At 72.6% G+C, this 22,574-nt stretch carries 21 protein-coding genes and 3 pseudogenes; 17 read left to right on the top strand and 7 right to left on the bottom strand.

What is annotated here, in order from left to right; genetic code table 11:
• Positions 1-95: 95 nt before the first annotated feature.
• The 3 genes from AB0K03_RS29645 to AB0K03_RS29655 all read left to right on the top strand — a co-directional run bounded on the left by AB0K03_RS29645 (position 96) and on the right by AB0K03_RS29655 (position 3,696).
• Positions 96-995 carry an ADP-ribosylglycohydrolase family protein gene (locus tag AB0K03_RS29645; protein WP_364691320.1) on the top strand — a complete coding sequence of 300 codons (900 nt, stop codon included), beginning with the start codon at positions 96-98 and terminating at the stop codon, positions 993-995.
• A gap of 59 nt (positions 996-1,054) precedes the next feature.
• Positions 1,055-3,028 (top strand): threonine--tRNA ligase, encoded by a 1,974-nt coding sequence (thrS, locus tag AB0K03_RS29650; protein WP_364691323.1) that lies wholly within the window; start codon positions 1,055-1,057, stop codon positions 3,026-3,028.
• A 206-nt stretch (positions 3,029-3,234) separates the two neighbouring features.
• On the top strand, positions 3,235-3,696 hold the full coding sequence (locus AB0K03_RS29655) for an HIT domain-containing protein (RefSeq protein ID WP_364691411.1): 462 nt from the start codon (positions 3,235-3,237) through the stop codon (positions 3,694-3,696).
• Here AB0K03_RS29655 and AB0K03_RS29660 read toward each other — a convergent pair whose 3' ends face one another.
• From AB0K03_RS29660 to AB0K03_RS29680, 5 genes are read right to left on the bottom strand one after another with little or no spacing between them, the layout of a single operon-like run.
• Complete coding sequence (locus tag AB0K03_RS29660) at positions 3,697-4,962, bottom strand: extracellular solute-binding protein (RefSeq protein ID WP_364691326.1); 1,266 nt, start codon at positions 4,960-4,962, stop codon at positions 3,697-3,699.
• A complete protein-coding gene (locus AB0K03_RS29665; protein ID WP_364691329.1) occupies positions 4,959-6,074 on the bottom strand; it encodes a GGDEF domain-containing protein in 1,116 nt (371 codons plus the stop codon). The genes AB0K03_RS29660 and AB0K03_RS29665 overlap by 4 nt, the downstream gene beginning before the upstream one ends.
• Positions 6,075-6,119: 45 nt before the next feature.
• Complete coding sequence (locus tag AB0K03_RS29670) at positions 6,120-7,262, bottom strand: GDSL-type esterase/lipase family protein (protein WP_364691332.1); 1,143 nt, start codon at positions 7,260-7,262, stop codon at positions 6,120-6,122.
• A complete protein-coding gene (locus AB0K03_RS29675; protein ID WP_364691335.1) occupies positions 7,259-7,828 on the bottom strand; it encodes a WHG domain-containing protein in 570 nt (189 codons plus the stop codon). The genes AB0K03_RS29670 and AB0K03_RS29675 overlap by 4 nt, the downstream gene beginning before the upstream one ends.
• A gap of 31 nt (positions 7,829-7,859) precedes the next feature.
• Positions 7,860-8,432, bottom strand: a complete 573-nt coding sequence (locus AB0K03_RS29680) for a TetR/AcrR family transcriptional regulator (protein ID WP_364691338.1) — start codon at positions 8,430-8,432, stop codon at positions 7,860-7,862.
• 98 nt (positions 8,433-8,530) lie between these two features.
• Between AB0K03_RS29680 and AB0K03_RS29685 the strand changes: the two genes are divergently transcribed.
• Positions 8,531-9,730 (top strand): FAD-dependent monooxygenase, encoded by a 1,200-nt coding sequence (locus AB0K03_RS29685; RefSeq protein WP_364691341.1) that lies wholly within the window; start codon positions 8,531-8,533, stop codon positions 9,728-9,730.
• Between the two features lies 1 nt (position 9,731).
• Here AB0K03_RS29685 and AB0K03_RS29690 read toward each other — a convergent pair whose 3' ends face one another.
• Positions 9,732-11,876: an elongation factor G-like protein EF-G2 gene (locus tag AB0K03_RS29690; protein WP_364691344.1), complete on the bottom strand. Its 2,145-nt coding sequence runs from the start codon at positions 11,874-11,876 to the stop codon at positions 9,732-9,734.
• 246 nt (positions 11,877-12,122) lie between these two features.
• On the opposite strand from AB0K03_RS29690, the gene pgsA reads away from it, so the two are divergent.
• From pgsA to AB0K03_RS29725, 7 genes are all read left to right on the top strand, one after another.
• On the top strand, positions 12,123-12,776 hold the full coding sequence (pgsA, locus tag AB0K03_RS29695; protein ID WP_364691347.1) for a phosphatidylinositol phosphate synthase: 654 nt from the start codon (positions 12,123-12,125) through the stop codon (positions 12,774-12,776).
• The gene (locus AB0K03_RS29700; RefSeq protein WP_364691350.1) at positions 12,773-13,663 is read left to right on the top strand and encodes a phosphatidylinositol mannoside acyltransferase; all 891 of its coding nucleotides are present in this window, start codon (positions 12,773-12,775) and stop codon (positions 13,661-13,663) included. The genes pgsA and AB0K03_RS29700 overlap by 4 nt, the downstream gene beginning before the upstream one ends.
• A gap of 14 nt (positions 13,664-13,677) precedes the next feature.
• Complete coding sequence (locus AB0K03_RS29705; protein WP_364691352.1) at positions 13,678-14,832, top strand: glycosyltransferase family 4 protein; 1,155 nt, start codon at positions 13,678-13,680, stop codon at positions 14,830-14,832.
• A gap of 25 nt (positions 14,833-14,857) precedes the next feature.
• The gene (locus tag AB0K03_RS29710) at positions 14,858-15,406 is read left to right on the top strand and encodes a hypothetical protein (protein WP_364691355.1); all 549 of its coding nucleotides are present in this window, start codon (positions 14,858-14,860) and stop codon (positions 15,404-15,406) included.
• A 148-nt stretch (positions 15,407-15,554) separates the two neighbouring features.
• A complete protein-coding gene (pdxS, locus tag AB0K03_RS29715; RefSeq protein WP_364691358.1) occupies positions 15,555-16,463 on the top strand; it encodes a pyridoxal 5'-phosphate synthase lyase subunit PdxS in 909 nt (302 codons plus the stop codon).
• 61 nt (positions 16,464-16,524) lie between these two features.
• Positions 16,525-17,130, top strand: coding sequence for a pyridoxal 5'-phosphate synthase glutaminase subunit PdxT (pdxT, locus tag AB0K03_RS29720; protein ID WP_364691361.1), 606 nt, complete (start codon positions 16,525-16,527; stop codon positions 17,128-17,130).
• A 19-nt stretch (positions 17,131-17,149) separates the two neighbouring features.
• The gene (locus tag AB0K03_RS29725) at positions 17,150-17,902 is read left to right on the top strand and encodes a YebC/PmpR family DNA-binding transcriptional regulator (protein ID WP_364691364.1); all 753 of its coding nucleotides are present in this window, start codon (positions 17,150-17,152) and stop codon (positions 17,900-17,902) included.
• Positions 17,903-17,952: 50 nt separating this feature from the next.
• On the opposite strand, the gene AB0K03_RS29730 is transcribed toward AB0K03_RS29725, so the two are convergent.
• Positions 17,953-18,543 carry a hypothetical protein gene (locus tag AB0K03_RS29730; RefSeq protein ID WP_364691367.1) on the bottom strand — a complete coding sequence of 197 codons (591 nt, stop codon included), beginning with the start codon at positions 18,541-18,543 and terminating at the stop codon, positions 17,953-17,955.
• A 144-nt stretch (positions 18,544-18,687) separates the two neighbouring features.
• On the opposite strand from AB0K03_RS29730, the gene ruvC reads away from it, so the two are divergent.
• The 6 genes and pseudogenes from ruvC to yajC all read left to right on the top strand — a co-directional run bounded on the left by ruvC (position 18,688) and on the right by yajC (position 22,434).
• The gene (gene ruvC / locus AB0K03_RS29735) at positions 18,688-19,260 is read left to right on the top strand and encodes a crossover junction endodeoxyribonuclease RuvC (protein ID WP_364691414.1); all 573 of its coding nucleotides are present in this window, start codon (positions 18,688-18,690) and stop codon (positions 19,258-19,260) included.
• A complete protein-coding gene (gene ruvA / locus AB0K03_RS29740) occupies positions 19,257-19,859 on the top strand; it encodes a Holliday junction branch migration protein RuvA (RefSeq protein ID WP_364691370.1) in 603 nt (200 codons plus the stop codon). The genes ruvC and ruvA overlap by 4 nt, the downstream gene beginning before the upstream one ends.
• Positions 19,856-20,053, top strand: a pseudogene (locus tag AB0K03_RS29745) (Holliday junction branch migration DNA helicase RuvB); the annotation flags it as partial. The gene ruvA and the pseudogene AB0K03_RS29745, both read left to right, overlap by 4 nt.
• Positions 20,054-20,230: 177 nt before the next feature.
• Positions 20,231-20,869 (top strand): annotated as a pseudogene (locus tag AB0K03_RS29750) (LAGLIDADG family homing endonuclease); the annotation flags it as partial.
• A gap of 69 nt (positions 20,870-20,938) precedes the next feature.
• Positions 20,939-21,922 (top strand): annotated as a pseudogene (ruvB, locus tag AB0K03_RS29755) (Holliday junction branch migration DNA helicase RuvB); the annotation flags it as partial.
• A 170-nt stretch (positions 21,923-22,092) separates the two neighbouring features.
• Complete coding sequence (gene yajC, locus AB0K03_RS29760; protein ID WP_364691373.1) at positions 22,093-22,434, top strand: preprotein translocase subunit YajC; 342 nt, start codon at positions 22,093-22,095, stop codon at positions 22,432-22,434.
• Positions 22,435-22,574 lie beyond the last annotated feature (140 nt).

The following is a 22,574-nucleotide window of genomic DNA, read 5'->3' on the forward strand; positions in this document are numbered from 1 at the left end:
AGGTACTGCCCTTGGCAAGATAGACCGAATCCGTCATTCAGCGGCGTCTCTCGACCACGGAGCGTCACGAGCTGCGCGCTAGGATTCCGGTACCGATGTCTTTCACACTCTTTCCCGACACCCGTGCGGCGCTGGCCGCCGACAGCCTCACCGGACTGTCCGTGGGCGACGCTTTCGGCGCCCAGCACTTCGTTCCCGGCGTCCGGCCGGGGACCGAGCCACCGCCTCCGTGGCCCTGGACCGACGACACCGAGGAGGCCTGCTGCCTCGTCGCCGCGCTGACCGGCGGTGACGGCGCGGTGCTCGACCGGGACCGCTTCGCCGAGCTGCTCGGGCAGCAGTTCGACCCCTACCGGGGGTACGGGCCCGGCGCCGTCGTCATGCTCCGGCAGATCCGCGAGGGCACGCCGTGGCCCATCGCCGCGGCGGCCGCGTTCGACGGGCAGGGCTCGGCGGGCAACGGCGCGGCGATGCGGGCCGCGCCGCTGGGGGCCTGGCACGCCGACTCGCTCCCGCACGCCGCCGAGCACGGCGCCCGGGCCGCCGAGGTCACCCACGCGCATCCGGAGGGCATCGCCGGCGCGGTCGCGGTCACGGTCGCCGCGGCGGTCGCCGCGGCCGCGCGGCTGGAGGGCGGCCCGGTGGACCTGCTGGGAGCGGTGCTCGCGCACACCCCGCAGAGCCGGGTACGCGACGGCCTGGTGGCCGCCACGCGCCTCCGGTCGGCGCAGGAGGCGGCGTACGAGCTGGGCACCGGCACGCGGGCCATGGCGCAGGACTCGGTCCCGTTCGCCCTCTGGGTGGCGGCCCGGCACCTCGGCGACTACCGCGGCGCCGTCGAGGCGTGCGTGGCCGCGGGCGGCGACATGGACACGACCGCCGCGATGGCCGGCGGTGTGGTCGCCGCGTACACCGGGGCTCACGGCGTCCCGGCCGAGTGGATCGCCGCCCGGGAACCACTGCCCGGCTGGGTGGCCGCGTCGCGCGAAGGGTGAGCGGGCGCACCTACTAGCATCGCCTGAGGAATCCGCTCGTCGACTGAAGGAGAACCACCGTGTCCGCAGCTCTGGTCGTGCCGGCGGGGACGACGGCGGCCGACGCGGTGGCCGCCGCCGGCCTGCCGCAGTCCGGCCCCAAGGCGATCGTCGTGGTCCGCGACGCCGACGGGCGCCTGCGCGACCTCGACTGGACGCCCGGGCTGGACGCCGAGGTCGAGGCGGTCGCGATGGACTCGCCCGACGGGCTCGACGTGCTGCGCCACTCGGCCGCGCACGTGCTCGCCCAGGCCGTGCAGGACGTCTTCCCGGAGGCGAAGCTCGGCATCGGCCCGCCGATCGAGAACGGGTTCTACTACGACTTCGACGTCGAGAAGCCGTTCCAGCCCGAGGACCTCGGCAAGCTCGAGAAGCGGATGCAGGAGATCGTGAAGGCCGGCCAGACCTTCCGCCGCCGCGAGTACGCGTCGCTGGACGAGGCCAAGGCCGAGCTGAAGAGCGAGCCGTACAAGCTCGAGCTGGTCGACATCAAGGGCGACGTCGACGAGGAGGCCAAGGCGGTCGGCGCCGGCGAGCTGACCCACTACGACAACCTCGACCGCGACGGCAACCGGGTCTGGGGCGACCTGTGCCGCGGCCCGCACCTGCCCAGCACCCGGCTCATCCCGGCGGTCAAGCTGATGCGCTCCGCCGCCGCGTACTGGCGGGGCAGCGAGAAGAACCCGCAGCTGCAGCGCATCTACGGCACCGCGTGGCCGAGCCGCGACGAGCTGAAGGCGTACCTGAACCGGCTCGCCGAGGCCGAGCGCCGCGACCACCGCAAGCTCGGCACCGAGCTGGACCTGTTCTCGTTCCCCGACGAGATCGGCAGCGGCCTGGTGGTCTTCCACCCCAAGGGCGGCGTGATCAAGCGGGAGATGGAGGACTACGTCCGGGCCCGCCACATCGAGGAGGGCTTCCAGTACGTCGGCACGCCGCACATCACCAAGGAGGGCCTGTTCCACACCTCGGGCCACCTGCCGTACTACGCGGACACGATGTTCCCTCCGATGCACATGGAGGGCGCCGACTACTACCTCAAGGCGATGAACTGCCCGATGCACAACCTGATCTTCAGGTCGCGCGGGCGGTCCTACCGTGAGCTGCCGATGCGGCTGTTCGAGTTCGGCTCGGTGTACCGCTACGAGAAGTCCGGTGTGGTGCACGGCCTCACCCGGGTGCGCGGCCTGACCCAGGACGACTCGCACTCGTACGTCACCGCCGAGGACGCGCCGGCCGAGATCAAGCACCTGCTCGACTTCGTGCTGTCGCTGCTGCGCGACTTCGGCCTGGACGACTACTACCTCGAGCTGTCCACCCGCGACCCCAAGAGCGACAAGTTCATCGGTACGGACGAGCAGTGGGAGAAGGCCACCAAGGTGCTCGAGGACGTGGCCGTGGAGTCCGGCCTCGACCTCGTGCTCGACCCGGGCGGCGCGGCGTTCTACGGCCCGAAGATCAGCGTGCAGGCCAAGGACGCGATCGGCCGTACGTGGCAGATGTCGACGATCCAGTACGACTTCAACCAGCCGGCCCGATTCGGGCTGGAGTACCAGGCGGCCGACGGCACCCGGCGGGAGCCGGTGATGATCCACTCGGCGAAGTTCGGCTCGATCGAGCGGTTCTTCGGCGTGCTGGTCGAGCACTACGCCGGCGCGTTCCCGGCCTGGCTCGCTCCCGTGCAGGTGGTCGGCATCCCCATCCGCGACGACCACGCGGCCTACCTCGAGGAGTTCGCCGCGCGGCTGCGCAAGGAAGGCATCCGGGCGGAGGTCGACCACTCCACCGACCGCATGCAGAAGAAGATCCGCACGGCGCAGCAGCAGAAGATCCCGTTCATGGCGATCGCCGGCGACGACGACGTCAACGCCGGCACGGTGTCGTTCCGCTACCGCGACGGCTCGCAGCGCAACGGCGTGGGGCTGGACGAGGCGGTGGCGCACGTGGTCGAGGTGGTGCGCTCGCGCGTCAACACCGGCCCGTCCGCGGCCTGAGGCCGCCGGCGGAGTCTCCCGCCCGGCGGCTGCGGCGGTCGGCGGAGTCTCCTGCCCGGCGGCTGCGGCGGTCGGCGGAGTCTCCTGCCCGGCGGCTGCGGCCGCTGCCGGCGTCTCCTGCCCGGCGGCCGCGGCCCGCTTAAGGTGGGAGGGTGAGCGACGTGGGCGAACCGGACGGCTTCGATCGGCTCTGGACTCCGCACCGGATGGCGTACGTGTCGGCCGGCGGCGAGCGCCCCGAGGGCTGCCCGTTCTGCGCGGCCCCGGGTCTCGACGAGCCGGACAGCCTCGTCGTCGCCCGCGGCGAGCTGGTGTACGCGGTGCTGAACCTGTACCCGTACAACCCGGGGCATCTGCTGGTGTGCCCGTACCGGCACGTGGCCGACTACACGGACCTCAGCGCCGAGGAGACCGTGGAGGTCGCCGAGTTCACCCGGCGGGCGATGCGCGCGATCCGCCGGGCGAGCAGCCCGCACGGCTTCAACCTGGGCATGAACCAGGGCGCGGTGGCCGGCGCCGGGATCGCCGCCCACCTGCACCAGCACGTGGTGCCGCGGTGGGGCGGCGACGGCAACTTCATGCCGGTGATCGGGCGGACGAAGGTGCTGCCGCAGTTGCTGGGCGACACCCGGGAGCTGCTGGCCAAGGCATGGGCCGCGGTGGGCTGATCAGCCCACCCGGCGCGCCTCCGTCAGCGCTTCCTGCCATGCCTGCTCGGGCACGAGCTTGCCGATCTCGACCTCGCTCAGCTTGCGCTCCACGATGCCGCGCACCGCGGCGTTGTGCCGGCCCAGGTACTGCGCGGGCTTGCGGGCCACCGCGGTGGTGAAGATCCGGCCCACCGGGGCGTCGGAGAAGAACGGGTTGCGGTACGACGTGACCGCCGGGTCGTCGTAGAGCCTCGGCACGGAGGGCAGATTGCCCGTCTCGATGAAGACCCGGCGCTGCTGCTCGGGCGCGGTGAGCCAGGCGGCCAGCTCGTACGCCTCCCGCGGATGCGCGCTCTGCTTGGGCACGGCCAGCCACGAGCCGCCCCAGTTGCCGGCGCCGCCCGGTACGGCCGTCACGTCCCACAGGCCACGGCTGGCGGGCGCGTTCTGCTTGATCCAGCCGAGCACCCAGGCGGGGCAGGTCAGCGTGGCGAAGCGTCCGCTCTGCAGGGCGGCGAGCCACTGCGGGTTGAACGGCACGTACTTGGCGGACTCGTCGGCCTCGATCATGTCGACCGTGAGGTCCCAGGCCGTGCGTACGCCCGGCGCGCTGGTCATCGTCAGGTTGTCGTCGTGATCGAAGTAGCCGGTCGTCTGCTGCGCGAGGATCTGGTTGAAGATGTTGATGGCCGAGTCGGTCCACTGGGCGGGCAGGTCGGCCTTCTGGAAGCGCCGCCCCGCCGCGATGTACGCGGGCCAGTCCGGCCAGAGCTTCGCCACGGCGCCGCGGTCGGTGGGCAGCCCGGCCGCCTTGAACAGGTCCGGGCGGTAGCACATCGCCAGGCCGCCGACGTCGGTGCCGAGGCCGATCTGGGTACGGCCGCCGTCGGTGAGCATCGTCTCCCACTTCCACGGCAGCCACGTGCTCTTGAGCTGCCCGGCGCCGAGGTCGAGCAGGTTCACGAATTCGCCGGCACGGTTGCGGAACTCGACGACGTACCCCTCCTCGACGGCCACGACGTCGCCGGCGCCGGTGCCCGCGGCGAGGCGCTGCCGCAGGTCGTTGTGGTGCTGGGTGAAGTCGCTGACCCGCTCGACGACGCGGATGCCGGGGTGCGCCGCCTCGTACTCGCGCAGCAGGCCCTTGTAGCCGAAGTTGCCGAAGTCGTCGACGGTCAGCGTGATCCGGGCGTCCCCGGCGGCGCCCGCCGAGCCGCATGCGGCGGCCCCGGCCAGCAGCGCGACCCCGGCGAGCGCGGCGACGATCCTGCGTGCTCGGTTCATTGCGGAACCACCTCGCCCTTCTTCGCGCGGTACATGGCGGCGTCGGCGTGCTGCAGCAGCGTGCTCAGGTCGCGGCCGTCGCCGGGTGCGACGGCCGCGCCGATGCTGGTGCCGACCACGACCGGCCGGTCGTCGATGAGCACGGGCCGGCGTACGGCCTCGTGCAGGCGTGCCGCGACGGCCGCGGCCTGCTCGGCGCCGGCCCGGGGCAGCAACACGGCGAACTCGTCCCCGCCGAGGCGGATCGCCGTGCCGCCGTCGCGGCAGACCAGGTCGATCTCCCGGGCCACCGCGGCGAGCAGCAGGTCGCCGGCGTGGTGCCCGTACGTGTCGTTGACGTTCTTGAAGCCGTCGAGGTCGAGGACCAGCAGGGCGGCGGGGCGCTGGGCGGAGGCGGCGGCCAGCGCGGGGTGCGCGAGGCGCCGCAGCTTCTCCCGGTTGCCCAGCCCGGTGAGCGGGTCGTGCACCGCGGCGTGCTCCTGGGCCTTCTGCCGGCGGCGTACCTGCAGCACCCCGCCGAGCGCGACGAGCAGCACGACCAGCCCGCCGCCGTAGAGCAGCCGGGTGGACCGGGCGATCGAGGAGTCGATGTCGCGGCGGGGCAGCAGCACGACGGCGAGCCCGTCGACCACGCCGTCGCCGTTGGCGTCGTACGGATAGTTGACCTCGAGCAGGTGCTCGCCGGTGTCCTGGTCATCGGCGTAGCCGGCGCTGGGCCGGCCGAGGCGTACGGCGGCGCGCCGGGCCTCGCCGAGCCGTCCGGCGTACTGGTGGTCGGGGTCGGCGTAGACCAGCCGGCCGTCCCGCATCGACCAGATCATCAGGCCGCGTACCTGGCCCTTCTGCTGCAGCAGGACGACGTCGGTGTCGAGCTGGGCGCGGTTCGCCGGGTGCAGCTCGTCGGTGAGGTCCTGCAGCGTGAGGCTGCGGTCGATGACGAGCGAGCTGATCACGACGACGCCCTGCAGGGCGCTGTCCAGCGTGCGGGTGCGTACCTGCTCCTGCAGCGCGACGATGCCGGCCGCGACCGTGGCGGTCACCGCGGCGATCACGGCCAGCAGCACCCACCACGACGTCAAGGCGCGCGGCTCGGTGGGGCGTCGGCGGGACACGCCTTCTGTGATCGTCACCTCAGCGCGGGAGCTGAGGAATGAACCTCATCCGGCGAGGAAGGGAAGCCTGGCGAAGCGCTCGCCGATGCGGCGGTGGGTGGCGGCGTCGGGGTGCAGGCGGTCGGGCAGCGGCAGCTCGGCGGCGTCGGCCTCGCCGTAGAGCTCGCGACCGTCGAGGTAGCGCAGGTGCGGGTCGTCGGCGGCCCGGCCGGCCACGATGCGGGCCAGCTCGTCGCGGATGACGCGCAGGGTGAGCTTGCCCGCCGGACGCTCGGCCGGGTCGCCCGTGGCCCGGAACCGCAGCTGTCCGGAGCGCAGCGCCTCGAGGTCGAAGGCCCCGGGTCCGGGCGTGTCCTCGTGGATCGGGCAGAGCAGCGGCGAGATCACCAGCAGCGGCGTCGTGGGGTGACCGTCCCGGATCGTGTCGAGGAACCCGTGCACCGCGGGGACGAACGCGCGCAGCCGCATGAGATCGGCGTTGACCACGTTGATGCCGATCTTGACGCTGATCAGGTCGGCGGGCGTGTCCCGCATGGTCCGGGCGGTGAAGGGGTCGAGCAGGGCGCTGCCGCCGAAGCCGAGGTTCACGAGCTCCACGCCGGCCAGACCGGCGGCGAGCGCCGGCCAGGTCGTGCTGGGGCTCGCGGCGTTGGAGCCCTGGCTGATCGAGCTGCCGTGGTGCAGCCACACCGGGCGGCCCGTGCCCGCTGCCGGCTCGACCGGTGCGTCGGTGCGCAGGGCGACCAGTTCTGTGGTCTCGTTGTGCGGCAGCCATATCTCGACGGTCTTGTCGTGCTCCGCCAGCCCGGTGAAGCGCAGTGTGCCGGCTGGTCCCGGCCGGGTTCCGGTCGTCCCGGCGGCCATGTCGACGGTCACGGTGGTGCCGCCCGGCACGCTGCCCTGACCGGCCGGGCGGCCGTCGACCACGAGGTCGTAGACGCCCTCCGGCCGGGCGGGCATGCCGGCGTACACCCGCTTGGTCGGCAGGGTGTCCAGCTCGACGACGGTGGCCCGGGTACGGAAGACCACGCGTACGCCGGAGGGCTGGGACTCCGCCATCAGGAGCTGACCGTCGGCGCCCCGGGCCCGGGCCCGGGCGGGCAGCCGGTGCGGCAGGAGGCCGCGCGCGGTGGTCTCGGTCTCGAGCGCGCCGCGCAGCAGGCCGGGGGTGATCGGGGTGGTGATCACGGCATCATCCTCATCCGCAGGAGCCCGTCGAGGGCGTCGAGAATCCGTTCCCAGCTCTGCCGGCTGTCCGGGGCGCTGTGGTCGAACCCGCCGGCTGCCTCCAGGTCGGCGTACCCGTGGAACACGCTGCCCAGCAGGCGCACCGCGTGGGTCTGGTCGTCGCCGGTCAGGTCGTAGCCGCGCAGCAGCGCGCGCATCATCTGCGCGTGCCGGACCCCGGCGCTGCCGGCGGCGGTCTGCGCGTCGAGCCGGAGCCGGGTCGCGGCGTAACGCCCGGGATGAGCCCGGGCGTAGTCGCGGTAGACGTTCGCGAAGGCGATCAGCGCGTCCCGCCCGGCGCGCCCGGCGAGGGCCTCCGCCGCCCGGCCGGCCAGCTCGTCGAGGGCGAGCAGCGCGATGCCCGTCCGCAGGTCCTGGGCGTTGCGCACGTGCGAGTAGAGGCTGGCGACCTTCACGTCGAACCGGCGCGCGAGCTCGGACGGGGTGACCTGGTCGAAGCCGATCTCGTCGGCGAGGTCCGCCCCGGCACGGATCAGCCGGTCACGGGTCAGTCCTGCGCGGGTCACATCACGCAGCCTAACACCTTTAGGTTTCTGCCTACACCGTTACGGCACCGAGGGCGCGGACACCGGCCGCGATCTGCTCGGCCGACGGCGCCCGGCCGGGGTCGGCCAGCCACTGCGTCATCACGCCGGACATCAGCGCCATCGCGACCGCGCCGAGCGTACGGACCGCTTCGTCGTCGAGGTCGTCCTCGGGCCGGCCGGTGAGCAGCGCCGTCAGGCCGCGGCGTCCCTGCTCCATGCCGTCGGCCATCTGCTGCCGCAGCTCGGGGGAGTGCTGGCTCTGCAGCATCGCCTCGACGCTGGCCAGCCAGAGCTCGCGGTGGGTCTCGAGGGTGCCGAGGACCCGGCGCCAGTAGCGCGTCAGCTGATCGCCGGTCTCGCCGGGCTGCTCGGTGGCCAGGGCGGCGCCGATCGCGTCGCCCCACTCCTCGATGGCGCTGAGCATGGCGGCGTTCATCAGCGCCTGCGTGGAGCCGTAGTGGTAGCCGATCGAGCCGAGGTTGGTGCCCGAGGTGGCCACGATGTCGCGGGCCGTCGTGCGCGCGTAGCCCTTCTCGTAGAGGCAGCGCTTCGCGCCTTCGAGCAGGTCCTCGCGGTGTCCCATGGCCGCCATCCTAGGTCCCGTCCGACCACCCCGCCGCCGCCCGCAAACCGACTGAAGGCTCTCTATACAAACGTATAAGACGTTTGTATAGTAGCGGCATGAGCGAGCGTGAGGTTCTGATCTCGGGCGCCGGCGTGGCCGGCCCCGCCCTGGCCCTGGCCCTGCACCGGCACGGTTTCCGGGTCACGGTCGTCGAGCGGGCCCCGGCCCCGCGCGACGGCGGCTACAAGGTGGACATCCGGGGCGCGGCCGTCGAGGTGCTCAAGCGCCTCGGCCTCTTCGAGGCCGTACTGGCCGCGGACACCGCCATGCGCACCGTCACCTACGTGCGGCCGGACGGCCGGCCCGTCGCCACCCTCGACGCCGGCCTGCTGATGGGCCGCCGCGGCGACGACCGCGAGATCATGCGGACGGACCTCACCCGGATCCTGTACGCGGCCACCGCCGGCGCCGTGGAGTACGTCTTCGGCGACTCGATCGCCGGGCTCGAGGAGCGGGCCGACGGCGTGGCGGTCACCTTCGCCGGCGGCGGCACCCGGCGCTTCGACCTGGTCGTGGCGGCGGACGGGCTGCACTCGGCGACCCGGCGCCTGGCCGTGGGGGAGGTGCCGCTGCGGCATCTGGGCGCGTACATCTCGATCTTCGACCTCGCCGGCGACCTCGGCCTGGACCGCGAGGAGATCTTCCACGTGGCGCCGGGACGGATGGTCTTCGCGTACAGCACCGGCGCCGGGCAGCCGGCCAAGGTGGGGCTCGTCTTCGCCTCGCCCGAGCTGCCGCGCGGCGTGGACGGCCGGCAGGTGCTGCGCGAGCGCTTCGCCGGCTCGGGCTGGCAGGTGCCGTCGTTCCTGGAGCACCTCGACGCGGTTCCGGACCTCTACTTCGACTCGCTGAGCCAGGTGGAGCTGCCGCGCTGGTCGGCGGGCCGGGTCGTGCTGCTCGGTGACGCCGCGTACTGCCCGTCGCCGTCGTCCGGGCAGGGCACGAGCCTCGCGCTGGTGGGGGCGTACGTGCTGGCCGGGGAGCTGGCGAAGGGGGACGGGCACGCGGCGGCGTTCGCCCGCTACGAGGCGGTGCTGCGGCCGTACGTCGCCCGCAACCAGGAGCTGGGCCGCAAGATGGCCGGCGACATGGTGCCCGGCGGGCGGCTCAAGGTCGCGCTGATCCACCACGCGATGCGCACCCTGCGGTTCAACCCGTGGAAGCGGCAGATCATCGAGCAGGTGACCCGGCCGGTGCACCTGGCGGCGACCGCCATCGAGCTGCCTGCGTACCCGATGGCGGCGGCCGTCCGCTGACTCACCTCGCCGCGGCGTGCTCCTTGCGGATCGCCTCGGCCAGGTGGGCCGGCATCGGTTCGTGCCGGGCGTACGTGCGGGTGAACGTGCCCGCGCCCGAGGTGAGCGCACGCAGCTCCACGGCGTAGCGGACCAGCTCGGTCGCCGGCACCTCGGCGCGGACGAGGCTGGAGCCGCCGTCGCCCTCGGTGCCCATCGGGCGGCCGCGGCGGCCGGACAGGTCGCTCATCACCGCGCCGACGTACGTCTCGGGCACCCGGACGACGACCTCGTCGACCGGCTCGAGCAGCGTGAGCTGACCCTGCTCGGCGGCCTCGCGCAGGGCCAGCGCCCCGGCGGTCTGGAACGCGGCGTCGGAGGAGTCGACGCTGTGCGCCTTGCCGTCCACCAGCGTGACGCGCAGGTCGACGACCGGATAACCGGCGACGAGGCCCCGCTCGAGCTGGGCGCGTACGCCCTTCTCCACCGACGGGATGTAGTTGTGCGGCACCGCCCCGCCGACCACCTTGTCCACGAACTCGAAGCCCGAGCCGCGCGGCAGCGGCTCGACCTCGATGTCGCAGACGGCGTACTGCCCGTGCCCGCCGGACTGCTTGACGTGCCGGCCGTGACCCTTCGCGGCCGTGCCGAACGTCTCGCGCAGCGACACCTTCACCGGCTCGGTGTCCAGCTCGACGCCGCCCGCGCGGAGCCGGTCCAGCACGACGTCGGCGTGCGACTCGCCCATGCACCACAGCACCAGCTGGTGGGTCTCGGGGTTGCGCTCCAGCCGCATCGTCGGGTCGCCCGCGACGAGCCGGGCGAGGTTCTTGGCCAGCGCGTCCTCGTCGGAGCGGGACTTGGCGACCACCGCGATCGGCAGCAGCGGCTCGGGCATGGACCACGGCTCCATCAGCAGCGGCTGGTCCTTGCCGGAGATCGTGTCGCCGGTCTCCGCGCTGCCCGACTTGGTGATCGCGCAGATGTCGCCGGCGATGCAGGCGGACACCTCGCGCAGCTGCGCGCCGAGCGGGGAGTAGATGTGCGCGATGCGCTCGTCGGCGTCGTGGTCGGGGTGGCCGCGCTCGGTCAGGCCGTGGCCCGAGACGTGCACGGCGGTCTCCGGGCGCAGGGTGCCGGAGAAGACCCGGACCAGCGAGACCCGGCCGACGTGCCGGTCGATCGTCGTCTTGACCACCTCGGCGACCAGCGGGCCGTCGGGGTCGCAGGTCAGCGGCGGCCGCGGGCTGCCGTCGACGCCGGTGACCACGGGCAGGTCGTGCTCCAGCGGCGAGGGCGCGCCGTTGACCAGGCCGTCGAGCAGGGCGTCCAGCCCGATGCCGGTGCCGGCGCAGACCGGGATGACGGGGTAGAAGTTGCCGCGGGCGACCGCTTTCTCCAGGTCGGGCACGAGCGTGTCGGTGCTGATCAGCTCGCCGGCGAGGTAGCGGTCCATCAGGGTCTCGTCCTCGCTCTCGGCGATGATCCCCTCGATGAGCTGGTTGCGGTCCTCCTGGATGGGGTTGAGGTGTTCGGGCTCGGCCTCGGCGCTGCGCGGCGGGTAGCCGCCGGAGTAGTCCAGCACGCGCAACGTGACCAGTCCGATCAGGCCGGCGATCGAGACGCCGTCGTCGCCCAGCATCGGCTGGTAGATCGGCATGACGTTCTCGCCGAACGCGTCCTGGCAGTCCTGCAGCGTCTGCTCGTAGTCGGCGCGGGGGTGGTCGAGGCGGGTGATCGCGACCGCGCGGGGCATGCCGACGGCGGCGCACTCCTCCCACAGCGCGGTGGTCGCGTCGTCCACGCCGTCCACGGCCGAGACGACGAACAGCGCGAAGTCGGCGGCACGCAGCCCGGCGCGCAGCTCACCGACGAAGTCCGCGTACCCGGGGGTGTCCAGGAGGTTGATCTTGACGCCCTGGTGCACGAGGGGCGCGCAGGCCAGAGCCACGGACCGCTGCTGGCGTACGGCGGCCGGATCGTGATCGCACACCGTGGTGCCCTCGGTCACCGTGCCGGACCGGGGGATCGCGCCGGTCGCCGCGAGCAGCGCCTCGGCCAGCGTCGTCTTCCCCGACCCGGAGTGGCCCACCAGCACCACGTTGCGTACTCTGCCGGGCTCGGTCACCACCGGGCCTGCCGCGTTGTCCTGCGTCTTCTGCGCCATTGCGGGACGCACCTCCCTTGTCAGCCCGGTCGGCGGCCATTCTCCCGGACCCGTCAGGTGCGGCGACGGCGGCCTGTTGTCACACGGGTGTCACCTCGTTGTCCTTGGATCTGACACCCGCCGCCGCGGGCGACGCAACCCCCAGTAGTCATCCGGTGGCGGGACTGAAGTCCCTGGTGACGATTCGGCGACGCGTGACCGGGGCCGTACCGGCGTGCCGCGGGTCGCCGATAGGGTGGGACGGCCATGGCAAAGATCGTCAACGTGACCGCCCGTGCCGTCGTCTCGTACGGCGTCAACCCGGTCGCCCGCTTCCTCCTGCGCGTCGGTGTCTCGCCGAACGCGGTCACCGTCGCGGGCACCGTCGGTGTGCTCTTCGGCGCCTCCTTCGGCGCCCGGGGTGAGCTCTTCTGGGGCACCGTGATCGTGACCGCCTGCGCGCTCACCGACGTGCTCGACGGCACGATGGCCCGCATGCGCGGCGGTTCCGGGCACTTCGGCGCCCTGCTCGACTCGTCGATGGACCGCATCGCCGACGGCGCTGTCTTCGGCGCCGTCGTCTACTACCTCGCCACTGAGCACAACCCGTACAACGGGGTCTGGGCGGCGCTCATCTGCCTGGTCGGCGGCCAGGTCGTCTCGTACGTGAAGGCCCGCGCCCAGAGCCTCGGGCTCAACGCCGACGTGGGCATCGCCGAGCGCCTCGAACGCCTGCTGATCGTGGGGGCCGGCGGCCTGCTCGGCGCCGCCGGGCTGGACTGGGGCCTGCCCGCGGCGCTCTGGGTGCTCGCCGTGCTGTCGGTCGTCACGGTCTTCCAGCGGCTCATCCACGCGTCGCGCTCCGACCGGCCCGACGCCGCCCCGCCGGCGCCCGTGCAGCCCGCCGGTGATCTGCCGTGAAGGACCGGCTCACCGAGCTCGGGTACGCCGCCGGGTGGCGGCTGGTCCGCACGCTGCCCCTGCCCGCGGCGAGAGCGATCTTCAACGCCGCCGCCGACCGGGCGGCCCGCGGCAACGGGCCCGGCACCCAGCGGCTGCGCCGCAACCTGCGCCAGGTGGTCGGGCCGCAGCCCACCGAGGCCGAGCTGGACGAGCTGGTCCGGGCCGGGCTGCGCTCGTACGCCCGCTACTGGATGGAGGCGTTCCGGCTCCCGTCGCAGTCGAAGCAGGACTTCCTGCGCGACTTCCACCTCGTCGACGAGGCCGAGTTCCTCGAGGTGATGGGCCAGGGCAAGGGCGCGATCCTGGCACTGCCGCACACCGGCAACTGGGACGCGGCCGCCGCCTGGGTCGTCTCGCACGGGCACCGGCTCATCACGGTCGCCGAGCGGCTCAAGCCCGAGGGGCTGTTCGAGCGGTTCGTGGCATACCGCGAGAAGCTCGGCATGCAGGTCGTGCCGCTGACCGGGAGCCAGCGTCCGCCGCTGGACGTGCTCGCGGAACGGGCGGCCGAGGGCTGGGCCGTCGCCCTGCTCGCCGACCGCGACCTGTCCGCCCGCGGCGTCGAGGTCGAGTTCTTCGGCGGCCGCACCCGGATGCCACCCGGGCCCGCCCTGCTCGCGCTGCGCACCGGCGCGCCGCTTTACGCCGTCGACCTGTGGTTCACCGGCAAGCAGACGGTCGGCAGCATCCGCCGCATCGAGCCGGCGACCGAGGGTGCGCTCGACGCCCGGGTCAAACAGACGACCCAGCGGCTCGCGGACGCCTTCGCGGAGGGCATCGCCCGTCACCCGCAGGACTGGCACATGCTGCAGAAGATGTGGCTCACCACGGCCGCCCGGGTCTGAGGGGGCGGGCCAGCGTGCGGATCGGGATCGTCTCGCCGTACTCCTTCGACGTGCCCGGCGGCGTGCAGAACCACATCGTCGACCTCGCCGAGGCGCTCATCGGGCTCGGCCACGAGGTCAGCGTGCTCGCCCCGGCCGACGAGGACGCCGCGCTGCCGCCGTACGTGGTGTCCGCGGGGCGCGCGCTGCCGCTGCCGTACAACGGCTCGGTGGCCCGCATCGCGTTCGGGCCGGTCTCGACCGCGCGGGTCCGGCGCTGGCTGGCCCGCGGCCGCTTCGACGTGCTGCACGTGCACGAGCCGATGACGCTGAGCCTGTCCATGCTGGCCGTGCTGTCGGCGCGCGGCCCGGTGGTCGCCACGTTCCACACCGCGATGATCCGCTCCCGGGCGCTCGCGGCCGCGCAGGGGCTGCTGCAGCTGGTCGTCGAGAAGATCACCGCCCGGATCGCGGTCAGCGAGCTGGCCCGCAAGGTCCAGGTGGAGCACCTCGGCGGCGGCGCCGTGGAGATCCCCAACGGCGTGGCGGTGGCCAAGTTCGCCACGGCGGAGCCGTTGCCGGGCTGGCCGGGCGACGGTGGCACGCTCGGCTTCCTCGGCCGCTTCACCGAGCCGCGCAAGGGCTTCGAGCTGCTGCGTACGGCGTTCGTCACGCTGGCCCGCGACCGGCCCGGCCTGCGCCTGCTGGTGGCCGGCCCCGGCGACCGCGACGAGCTGTACGACGGCATCCCCGCCGGCCTGCGTCCCCGTGTGGAGTTCCTCGGCCTGGTCAGCGAGGCGGACAAGGCCCGGATGCTGCGCAGCGTCGACGTGTACGTGGCCCCGAACACCGGCGGCGAGTCGTTCGGCATGATCCTCACCGAGGCGATGGCGGCCGGCGCGGCGATCGCGGCCAGCGACCTCGACGCGTTCCGCCGCGTGCTGGACGGCGGGCGGGCCGGGGCGCTGTTCCCGACCGGCGACGCCGCCGCGCTGACCACCCTCCTCGGCGAACTCCTCGACGATCCCGGGCGTCGCTCCCAGCTGTCGGAGGCGTCACGCACCGTAGTCGAGACGTTCGACTGGCCGGTCGTCGCCAAACGGGTCGTCGAGGTGTACACGACAGCGATCGAGGCCACCGACGGGCGCGTCTTCGACGAGGAGTGGGACGAACCACGCCCCGGGACGTGACTCTCCGACACCGGATAGCACTACGATGCCCGGCATGTGGTGGCTTGTGGGGACGCTCGCGGTGATCTCAGTGCTCGCGGCGTACCTGGCCTGGACCGCGCACCGCGTCGAGCGGGTGCACGTCCGCGTGCAGTCGGCGGCGCGGGCTCTCGACGCGCACCTGCTGCGCCGCGCGGCCGCCGCGGCGGTCGTCGCCGAACGCACCGACTTCGTCGAGTTGTACGCGGCCGCCCGCCTCGCCCTCGACGCCGCCCCCGACGAGCGCGAGGCGGCCGAGAACGACCTGACCCGCCAGCTGCAGGACGCCTCGCTCGCCGCGTCCGACCCGGCAGCCACCGCTCTCGTGGCCACGAGCCGGCGGGTGGCCCTGGCCCGCCAGGTGCACACCGACCACGTCCGCGACGCGCTCACCGCCCGCCACCGCCCGGTGGTGCGCCTGCTGCGCCTCGCCCGGCAGTACGAACGTCCCCGCTACTTCGACATCGTCGACCCGACGCTGCCCGACCCCGCGCCCGTCGCGCCGCGCCCGGCCGGCCCGGTGGAGACCACGACGGCGGGCATCCCGGCGGTCTGACCGTTCACGAGCAGGCCCCGTCCGACCACCCCACCCGCCACCCGCACAAGGACTGAAGGCCACCGGGGGTGCGATTGGCCATCGGAGTGGCCTGCACCGGCGCGTAAAATTCCTCGCGAACCCGATCTGTGTGAGGAGCCCACCCGCCGTGTCCGAGAGTGCGACCGACAGCCAGCCCACCACCGGTACCGCCCGCGTGAAGCGCGGCATGGCCGAGATGCTCAAGGGTGGTGTGATCATGGACGTGGTCACGCCGGAGCAGGCCAAGATCGCCGAGGACGCCGGCGCCGTCGCCGTCATGGCCCTCGAGCGCGTACCCGCCGACATCCGCGCCCAGGGCGGGGTGTCCCGGATGAGCGACCCCGACATGATCGACGGCATCATCAACGCCGTCTCGATCCCCGTGATGGCCAAGGCGCGCATCGGCCACTTCGTCGAGGCCCAGGTGCTGCAGTCGCTCGGCGTCGACTACATCGACGAGTCCGAGGTGCTCACCCCGGCCGACTACGCCAACCACATCGACAAGTGGGCCTTCACGGTCCCCTTCGTCTGCGGCGCCACCAACCTCGGCGAGGCCCTGCGCCGCATCACCGAGGGCGCGGCGATGATCCGCTCCAAGGGCGAGGCCGGCACCGGTGACGTCTCCAACGCCACCACCCACATGCGCACCATCCGCGCCGAGATCCGCCGGCTCACCTCGCTGCCCGAGGACGAGCTCTTCGTCGCCGCCAAGGAGCTGCAGGCGCCGTACGAGCTGGTCAAGGAGGTCGCCGCGGCCGGCAAGCTGCCGGTCGTCATGTTCACCGCCGGCGGCATCGCCACCCCCGCCGACGCCGCCATGATGATGCAGCTCGGCGCCGAGGGCGTCTTCGTGGGCTCCGGCATCTTCAAGTCCGGCAACCCCGCTCAGCGCGCCGCCGCGATCGTCAAGGCCACCACCTTCCACGACGACCCCGACGTCATCGCCAAGGTCTCCCGCGGCCTCGGCGAGGCCATGGTCGGCATCAACGTCGAGGACGTCCCGCAGCCGCACCGCCTCGCCGAGCGCGGCTGGTAAAGCGATTCGAGTTGCCGCGCCGGTCGTCGGTGACCGGCGCGGCGCCATGTCCGGAGGCAGAATGAACATCGGAGTGCTCGCCCTGCAGGGCGACGTCCGCGAGCACCTCGCCGCGCTCGCCGAGAGCGGCGCCCTCGCCCGGCCGGTACGCCGCCCCGAGGAGCTCGACGAGGTCGACGCCCTGGTGATCCCCGGCGGCGAGTCCACCACCATGAGCAAGCTGGCCGACACGTTCGGGCTGCTCGAGCCCATCCGCAAGCGCATCGCCGAGGGCATGCCCGGGTACGGCTCCTGCGCCGGCATGATCATGCTGGCCTCGACGGTCCTCGACGGCCGCCCCGACCAGGAGACCTTCGCCGGCATCGACATGACGGTCCGGCGCAACGCGTTCGGCCGCCAGGTCGACTCGTTCGAAGCGGACGTGCACATCGACGACGTGCCGGGCGGCGATTTCCACGCCGTGTTCATCCGCGCGCCGTGGGTCGAGGAGGTCGGCGGCGACGTGCGGGTGCTGGGCCGCGTCAGCGACGGGCCCGCCGCCGGTAGGATTGTCGCCGTCCGGCAGGGGAACCTGCTCGCCACGGCTTTCCACCCGGAGCTGACCGGGGACCTCCGCGTTCACCGGTACTTCGTCGAGATGGTCCGCCAGGCCGCAGACGCACGGTAGGCACACACGGAGGTTACGTATGTCCGGCCACTCAAAGTGGGCGACCACCAAGCACAAGAAGGCCGTCATCGACGCCAAGCGCGGCAAGATGTTCGCCAAGCTGATCAAGAACGTCGAGGTGGCGGCGCGCGTCGGCGGTGGCGACCCGGCCGGTAACCCCACGCTCTACGACGCCATCCAGAAGGCCAAGAAGAGCTCGGTCCCCAACGACAACATCGACCGCGCGGTCAAGCGGGGCTCCGGCCTGGAGGCCGGCGGCGCCGACTGGCAGACCATCATGTACGAGGGGTACGGCCCCAACGGCGTCGCGATGCTCATCGAGTGCCTCACCGACAACCGCAACCGCGCGGCCACCGAGGTGCGCACCGCGCTGACCCGCAACGGCGGCACGTTCGCCGACGCCGGCTCGGTGTCGTACCTGTTCAACCGCAAGGGCGTGATCATCGTCCCGAAGAGCGGCCTGTCCGAGGACGACCTCATGCTCGCCGTCCTCGACGCCGGCGCCGAGGAGATCAACGACCTCGGCGACTCCTTCGAGGTGGTCAGCGAGCCCGGTGACCTCGTCGGCGTCCGCAAGGCGCTGCAGGACGCCGGCATCGAGTACGACTCGGCCGAGTCCTCGCTGGTCCCCACGATGACCGTCCCGGTCGACGAGGAGGCCGCCCGCAAGGTCTTCAAGCTGATCGACGTGCTCGAGGATTGCGACGACGTGCAGAACATCTACGCCAACTTCGACGTCAGCGACGAGATCATGGCGGCGCTCGACGCCTGATCGAAGCCTGCCGCGGCCGCCCGGATCCTGATCCGGGCGGCCTTCGTCGTTCACGCCACGCTCGAGGCCGCCGACATGAAATGGATCAGGTACCCGAAGAGCAGCACGACCCCGATGCCCGCCCGCGTGTACCGCCACCAGACGTACCGCCGGTAGGCGTGCACCCACGCGATCTCCGCCTCGGCGACCACGCCGACCTCGTCGCGTACCGTCGTCGGCAGCAGATCCGCGAGACGCTGCGCGACCGTCACCGCGACCGCACGCGACCCGGCATCCTCGGCCTCACCCGCAGCCGGCGGCGGCGGCGGGCGATACCAGTCCAGCACCGCCTCCGACGAGGACGGCAGCACGGTGACCTCCACCGGATAGATCTGCTCCTCGCGCCACTGCTTCGTCCGGACCTCCAGCCGGTGCGCCAGATACGGGCCCAGCACGTCGTGCCCGCGCAGCCAGCCCTCCCAGCGCAGCCGGCGCCAATGCACCGCCAGATCCGTGAGCACATCCATGGCCAGCGCATCCGCATCCCGGGCACCCCCGGCCAGGCGCGCCGCCTCCCGTTGCAGCCCGGCGAGACGCTCCGCCACGAACGCGATGAAGTCCGGTGGCGGCTCGTCGTCCATCGGCGGGAACAGATAAGCCACGGCAAGTCCTCCCACCCCATCGTCGAGTGGCGGCGGTCACAACACAACCGTCCATCCCCGTACCCGTCGTGTGTCGCTCGAAGCGGGCACGTCGCGGCGTACTAGGGTGTCGAACACACGTACGTGAGACAGGGGAGGTCCGTGGTGCGCGTGCTCGGCATCGACCCGGGACTCACCCGCTGCGGCGTCGGCGTCGTCGAAGGCGTACCGGGCCGGCCCTGCAAGCTCATCGGCTACTACGTGGTCTACACCGAGCCCGACGACGAGCTGCCGATGCGGCTGCTGCACCTCGACACGTCCCTCGCCGAACTCGTCGCCGAGCACCGCCCCGACAGCGTCGCCGTCGAACGCGTCTTCAGCCAGCACAACACCCAGACCGTCACCGGCGTGGCCCAGGCCAGCGGCATCGGCATCCTCGCCGGCGCCCGCGCGGGACTGCCCGTCGAGACGTACACCCCCAGCGAGGTCAAAGCCGCCGTCACCGGCTCCGGCACCGCCGGCAAAGCCCAGGTCACCAGCATGGTCACCCGGCTGCTCAACCTCGACGGGCCACCCCGCCCCGCCGACGCCGCCGACGCCCTCGCCATCGCGATCTGCCACATCTGGCGCGGCGGCACCCGCGCCCGCCTGCAGGCCGCCGCCGTCCGCGCCGCCACCGCCGGCCGCCGTGCGGCGCCGCGCCCCGCTGCCCGCCGTACCCCAGGAGGTCCTCGATGATCGCCAGCGTGCGCGGCGTGGTCGCCGCGGTCGCACCCGACAGCGCCGTCATCGAGGTCGGCGGCGTCGGCCTCGCCGTCCAATGCGCCCCCGGCACCCTCGCCGGCCTGCGCACCGGCGCCGAGGCGCGGCTCGCCACCAGCCTCGTCGTCCGCGAGGACTCGCTCACCCTGTACGGCTTCGCCGACGACGACGAGAAGAACCTCTTCGAACTCCTCCAGACAGCCAGCGGCGTCGGCCCCCGCCTCGCCCAGGCGGTCCTCGCCGTTCACCAGCCCGAAGCCGTACGCCGCGCCATCTCCGCCGGCGACATCGCCGCGCTCACCCGCGTGCCCGGCATCGGCAAGAAGGGCGCCGAACGCCTCGTCCTCGAACTCCGCGACCGCATCGGCGCCGTCTCCACCGGCGCCGACGGCGTGGCCGGCGCGCTCAGCGGCGGCTGGCAGGACCAGGTCCGCCAGGGCATCCTCGCCCTCGGCTGGTCCGCACAGCAGGCCGACCAGGCGGTCGCGGCCGTCGCCGAATCCGTCGACGGCGAGACACCCCCGGTCCCGGTCCTGCTCCGCCAGGCCATCCGCCTCCTGGGCCGCACCCGATGACCGACGACCTGGTGTCGCCGTACGCCGAGGACGAGGACCTGGACGCGGAAGCCAGCGTCCGCCCCCGCCGCCTCGCCGACTTCATCGCCCAGCACCGCGTCCGCGACCAGCTCGAACTGCTCCTCAAAGGAGCGATGGGCCGCGGCACGCCGCCGGACCACATCCTCCTCTCGGGGCCGCCCGGCCTTGGGAAGCCGGTGTCGATCGACGCCCTCGTCCTGTTGGCCGACGGCACCCGCCGCCGCCTCGGCGACATCGCGGTCGGCGACCTCGTCATCACCCGGACCGGGGAGCCGGCCGAGGTGCAGGCGGTGCACGAGCAGGGCGAGCTCGACTGCGTCCGGCTCCGCACCGGCTCGGGACGCGAGGTCGTGGCCGCGCCGGACCATCCGTTCTGGACCACTGAGGGTTGGGTCAAGGCGGGCGACCTGACCACGGACGACGTCGTGGCCAACGTGCTGCAACCCGAGATCATCGCCGACGGTACCGAGACTACGGACGAGTTCCGGCTCGCGGGCTACCTGATCGGAGACGGCTGCGTCAGCAACCAGGTCACCTTCACCGGTGGAGACCCGGCCGTGCTCGACGATTTCCGGGCCACGTGCGACCGGCTGGGCTACAGCCACACGACCCGCCCCAACTCTGCGCGCAGCTCCCTGATCCGGGTGTCCGATCTCAAGCCGTGGCTGCGGGAGACCGGGCTGATCGACAAGACGGCGTGGCAGAAGCGCGTGCCCGAGTTCGTGTACCGCGGAGATGCATGGCAGGTCAGCGCGTTCCTGGCGGCGTACTTCGCCTGTGACGGCACCGTCAGCCGCCGGGGCCGGGACCGCTACGACGTGGTGATCGAGTTCTACAGCGTCTCCCGTGGCCTCCTGGAGGACACGCAGCACCTTCTGCTTCGGCTCGGCATCCAGTCGCGGTTGAAGCTGAAGCGCGGCCGCTACCAGGGACGCGCGCACGAGTCCTGGCGACTGAGCATCACGAGCCAGGACGACGCGGCCCGGTTCGTCGAGCGGATCAGTCCGATCGGCGCGCGCGGCGAGCGGTTGCGCGAGTGGGCGCCGCGCCGCGACCGGTTCGACGAGCAACTCGCCCCCGACCGCGTGGTCTCCGTCGAGCCCGTCGGCCTGCACGAGTGCCGCTGCCTCACGGTTGCCGGCGATCACACCTTCACGGTCAACGACCTGGTTGTGCACAACACGACCCTGGCGAACATCGTGGCGGCGGAGCTGGGGACGGGGATCCGGACGACCAGCGGGCCGGTGATCGAGCGGTCCGGCGACCTGGCCGCGATCCTCACCAGCCTGGGACCCGGCGACGTGTTGTTCATCGACGAGATCCACCGGATCGCGAAGCCCGCCGAGGAGCTGCTCTACAGCGCCATGGAGGACTTCCGGGTGGACGTGATCGTGGGCAAGGGGCCCGGCGCCACCGCGATCCCGCTCGACGTCGAGCCGTTCACGCTGGTCGGCGCCACCACGCGGGCCGGATTGCTGTCCGGGCCGATGCGGGACCGGTTCGGGTTCGTGGCGCACCTCGACTTCTACTCTCCGGCGGATCTGGACGCGCTGCTGAACCGGTCGGCGCGGATCCTCGGCGTGCCGATCACGGCCGAGGGGGCCGCGGAGATCGCCGGGCGGTCCCGGGGGACGCCGCGCATCGCGAACCGGCTGCTGCGGCGCGTACGCGACTACGCCGAGGTCCGGGGCAACGGCATCGTCGACGAGGAGACCGCGAAGGCGGCGCTGGCCGTGTACGACGTCGACCAGCTGGGGCTCGACCGGCTGGACCGGGCGGTGCTGCGGGCGTTGATCGAGTCGTTCCGGGGCGGGCCGGTGGGCCTGTCCACGCTGGCGGTGGCGGTCGGGGAGCAGTCCGACACCGTGGAGGAGATGTGCGAGCCGTTCCTGGTGCGGGCGGGGCTGCTGGCGCGTACGCCGCGGGGCCGGGTGGCGACTGACGCCGGTTGGCGGCACCTGGGCAAGGCGCCGCCCGAGGGGCGGGCCGGGATGCCGCACCAGCCGGACTTGTTCGCCCGGGATGCGGATTCCTCTCCGTAATGTGAACGTGACGTGTGCCGCGCGGCGACTTCCCAGGTACAGGGATTAGACTCGCCGCCGTCCACCGGGATGTATATGTCGCCACACCGCGTGCCCTGGGTCGCGATGGTGGCCCCACGGAAGGTTTCCTCGTGTTCTCAGCAGCTCAAGCGCAGGGCGGGAGCAGCTTCATGCCGCTCCTCCTGATCGTCCTGCTCTTCGGCGTCATGTACGTCATGATGATCCGCCCGCAGCAGAAGCGGCGCCGTGAGGCGCAGGCGATGCAGGCGGCGCTCGGCCCCGGCGACGACATCGTCACGATCGGCGGCCTGCACGCCACCGTCGTCGCGGTCGACGACGACGTGGTCACGGTGGAGATCTCTCCGGGTGTCACCGCCCGGTACGCCCGTCCCGCGATCGCTCGTGTGCTCAAGCAGGAGACGGTCGCCGACGAGGTGCCCGTCGAGGCCGCCCCGGCGACCGAGGAGCCGATCCAGAGCCCCATCGTCGAGACGCGGAAGAACAAGGACTGATCCCACGCCATGTGGCCGCCGGCCGGGCGGCCACATGGGCGCGGATCGCGCACGGGCCACGGGTCGGGGCACCCGAGCGGCCCGTTTGTTGTGAATAATCGTCGCCGGGCGGTTCGACCGGTTTCTCGCGTACGGACGTC

The organism is Actinoplanes sp. NPDC049316, assembly GCF_040677315.1.
Lineage (GTDB): Bacteria > Actinomycetota > Actinomycetes > Mycobacteriales > Micromonosporaceae > Actinoplanes.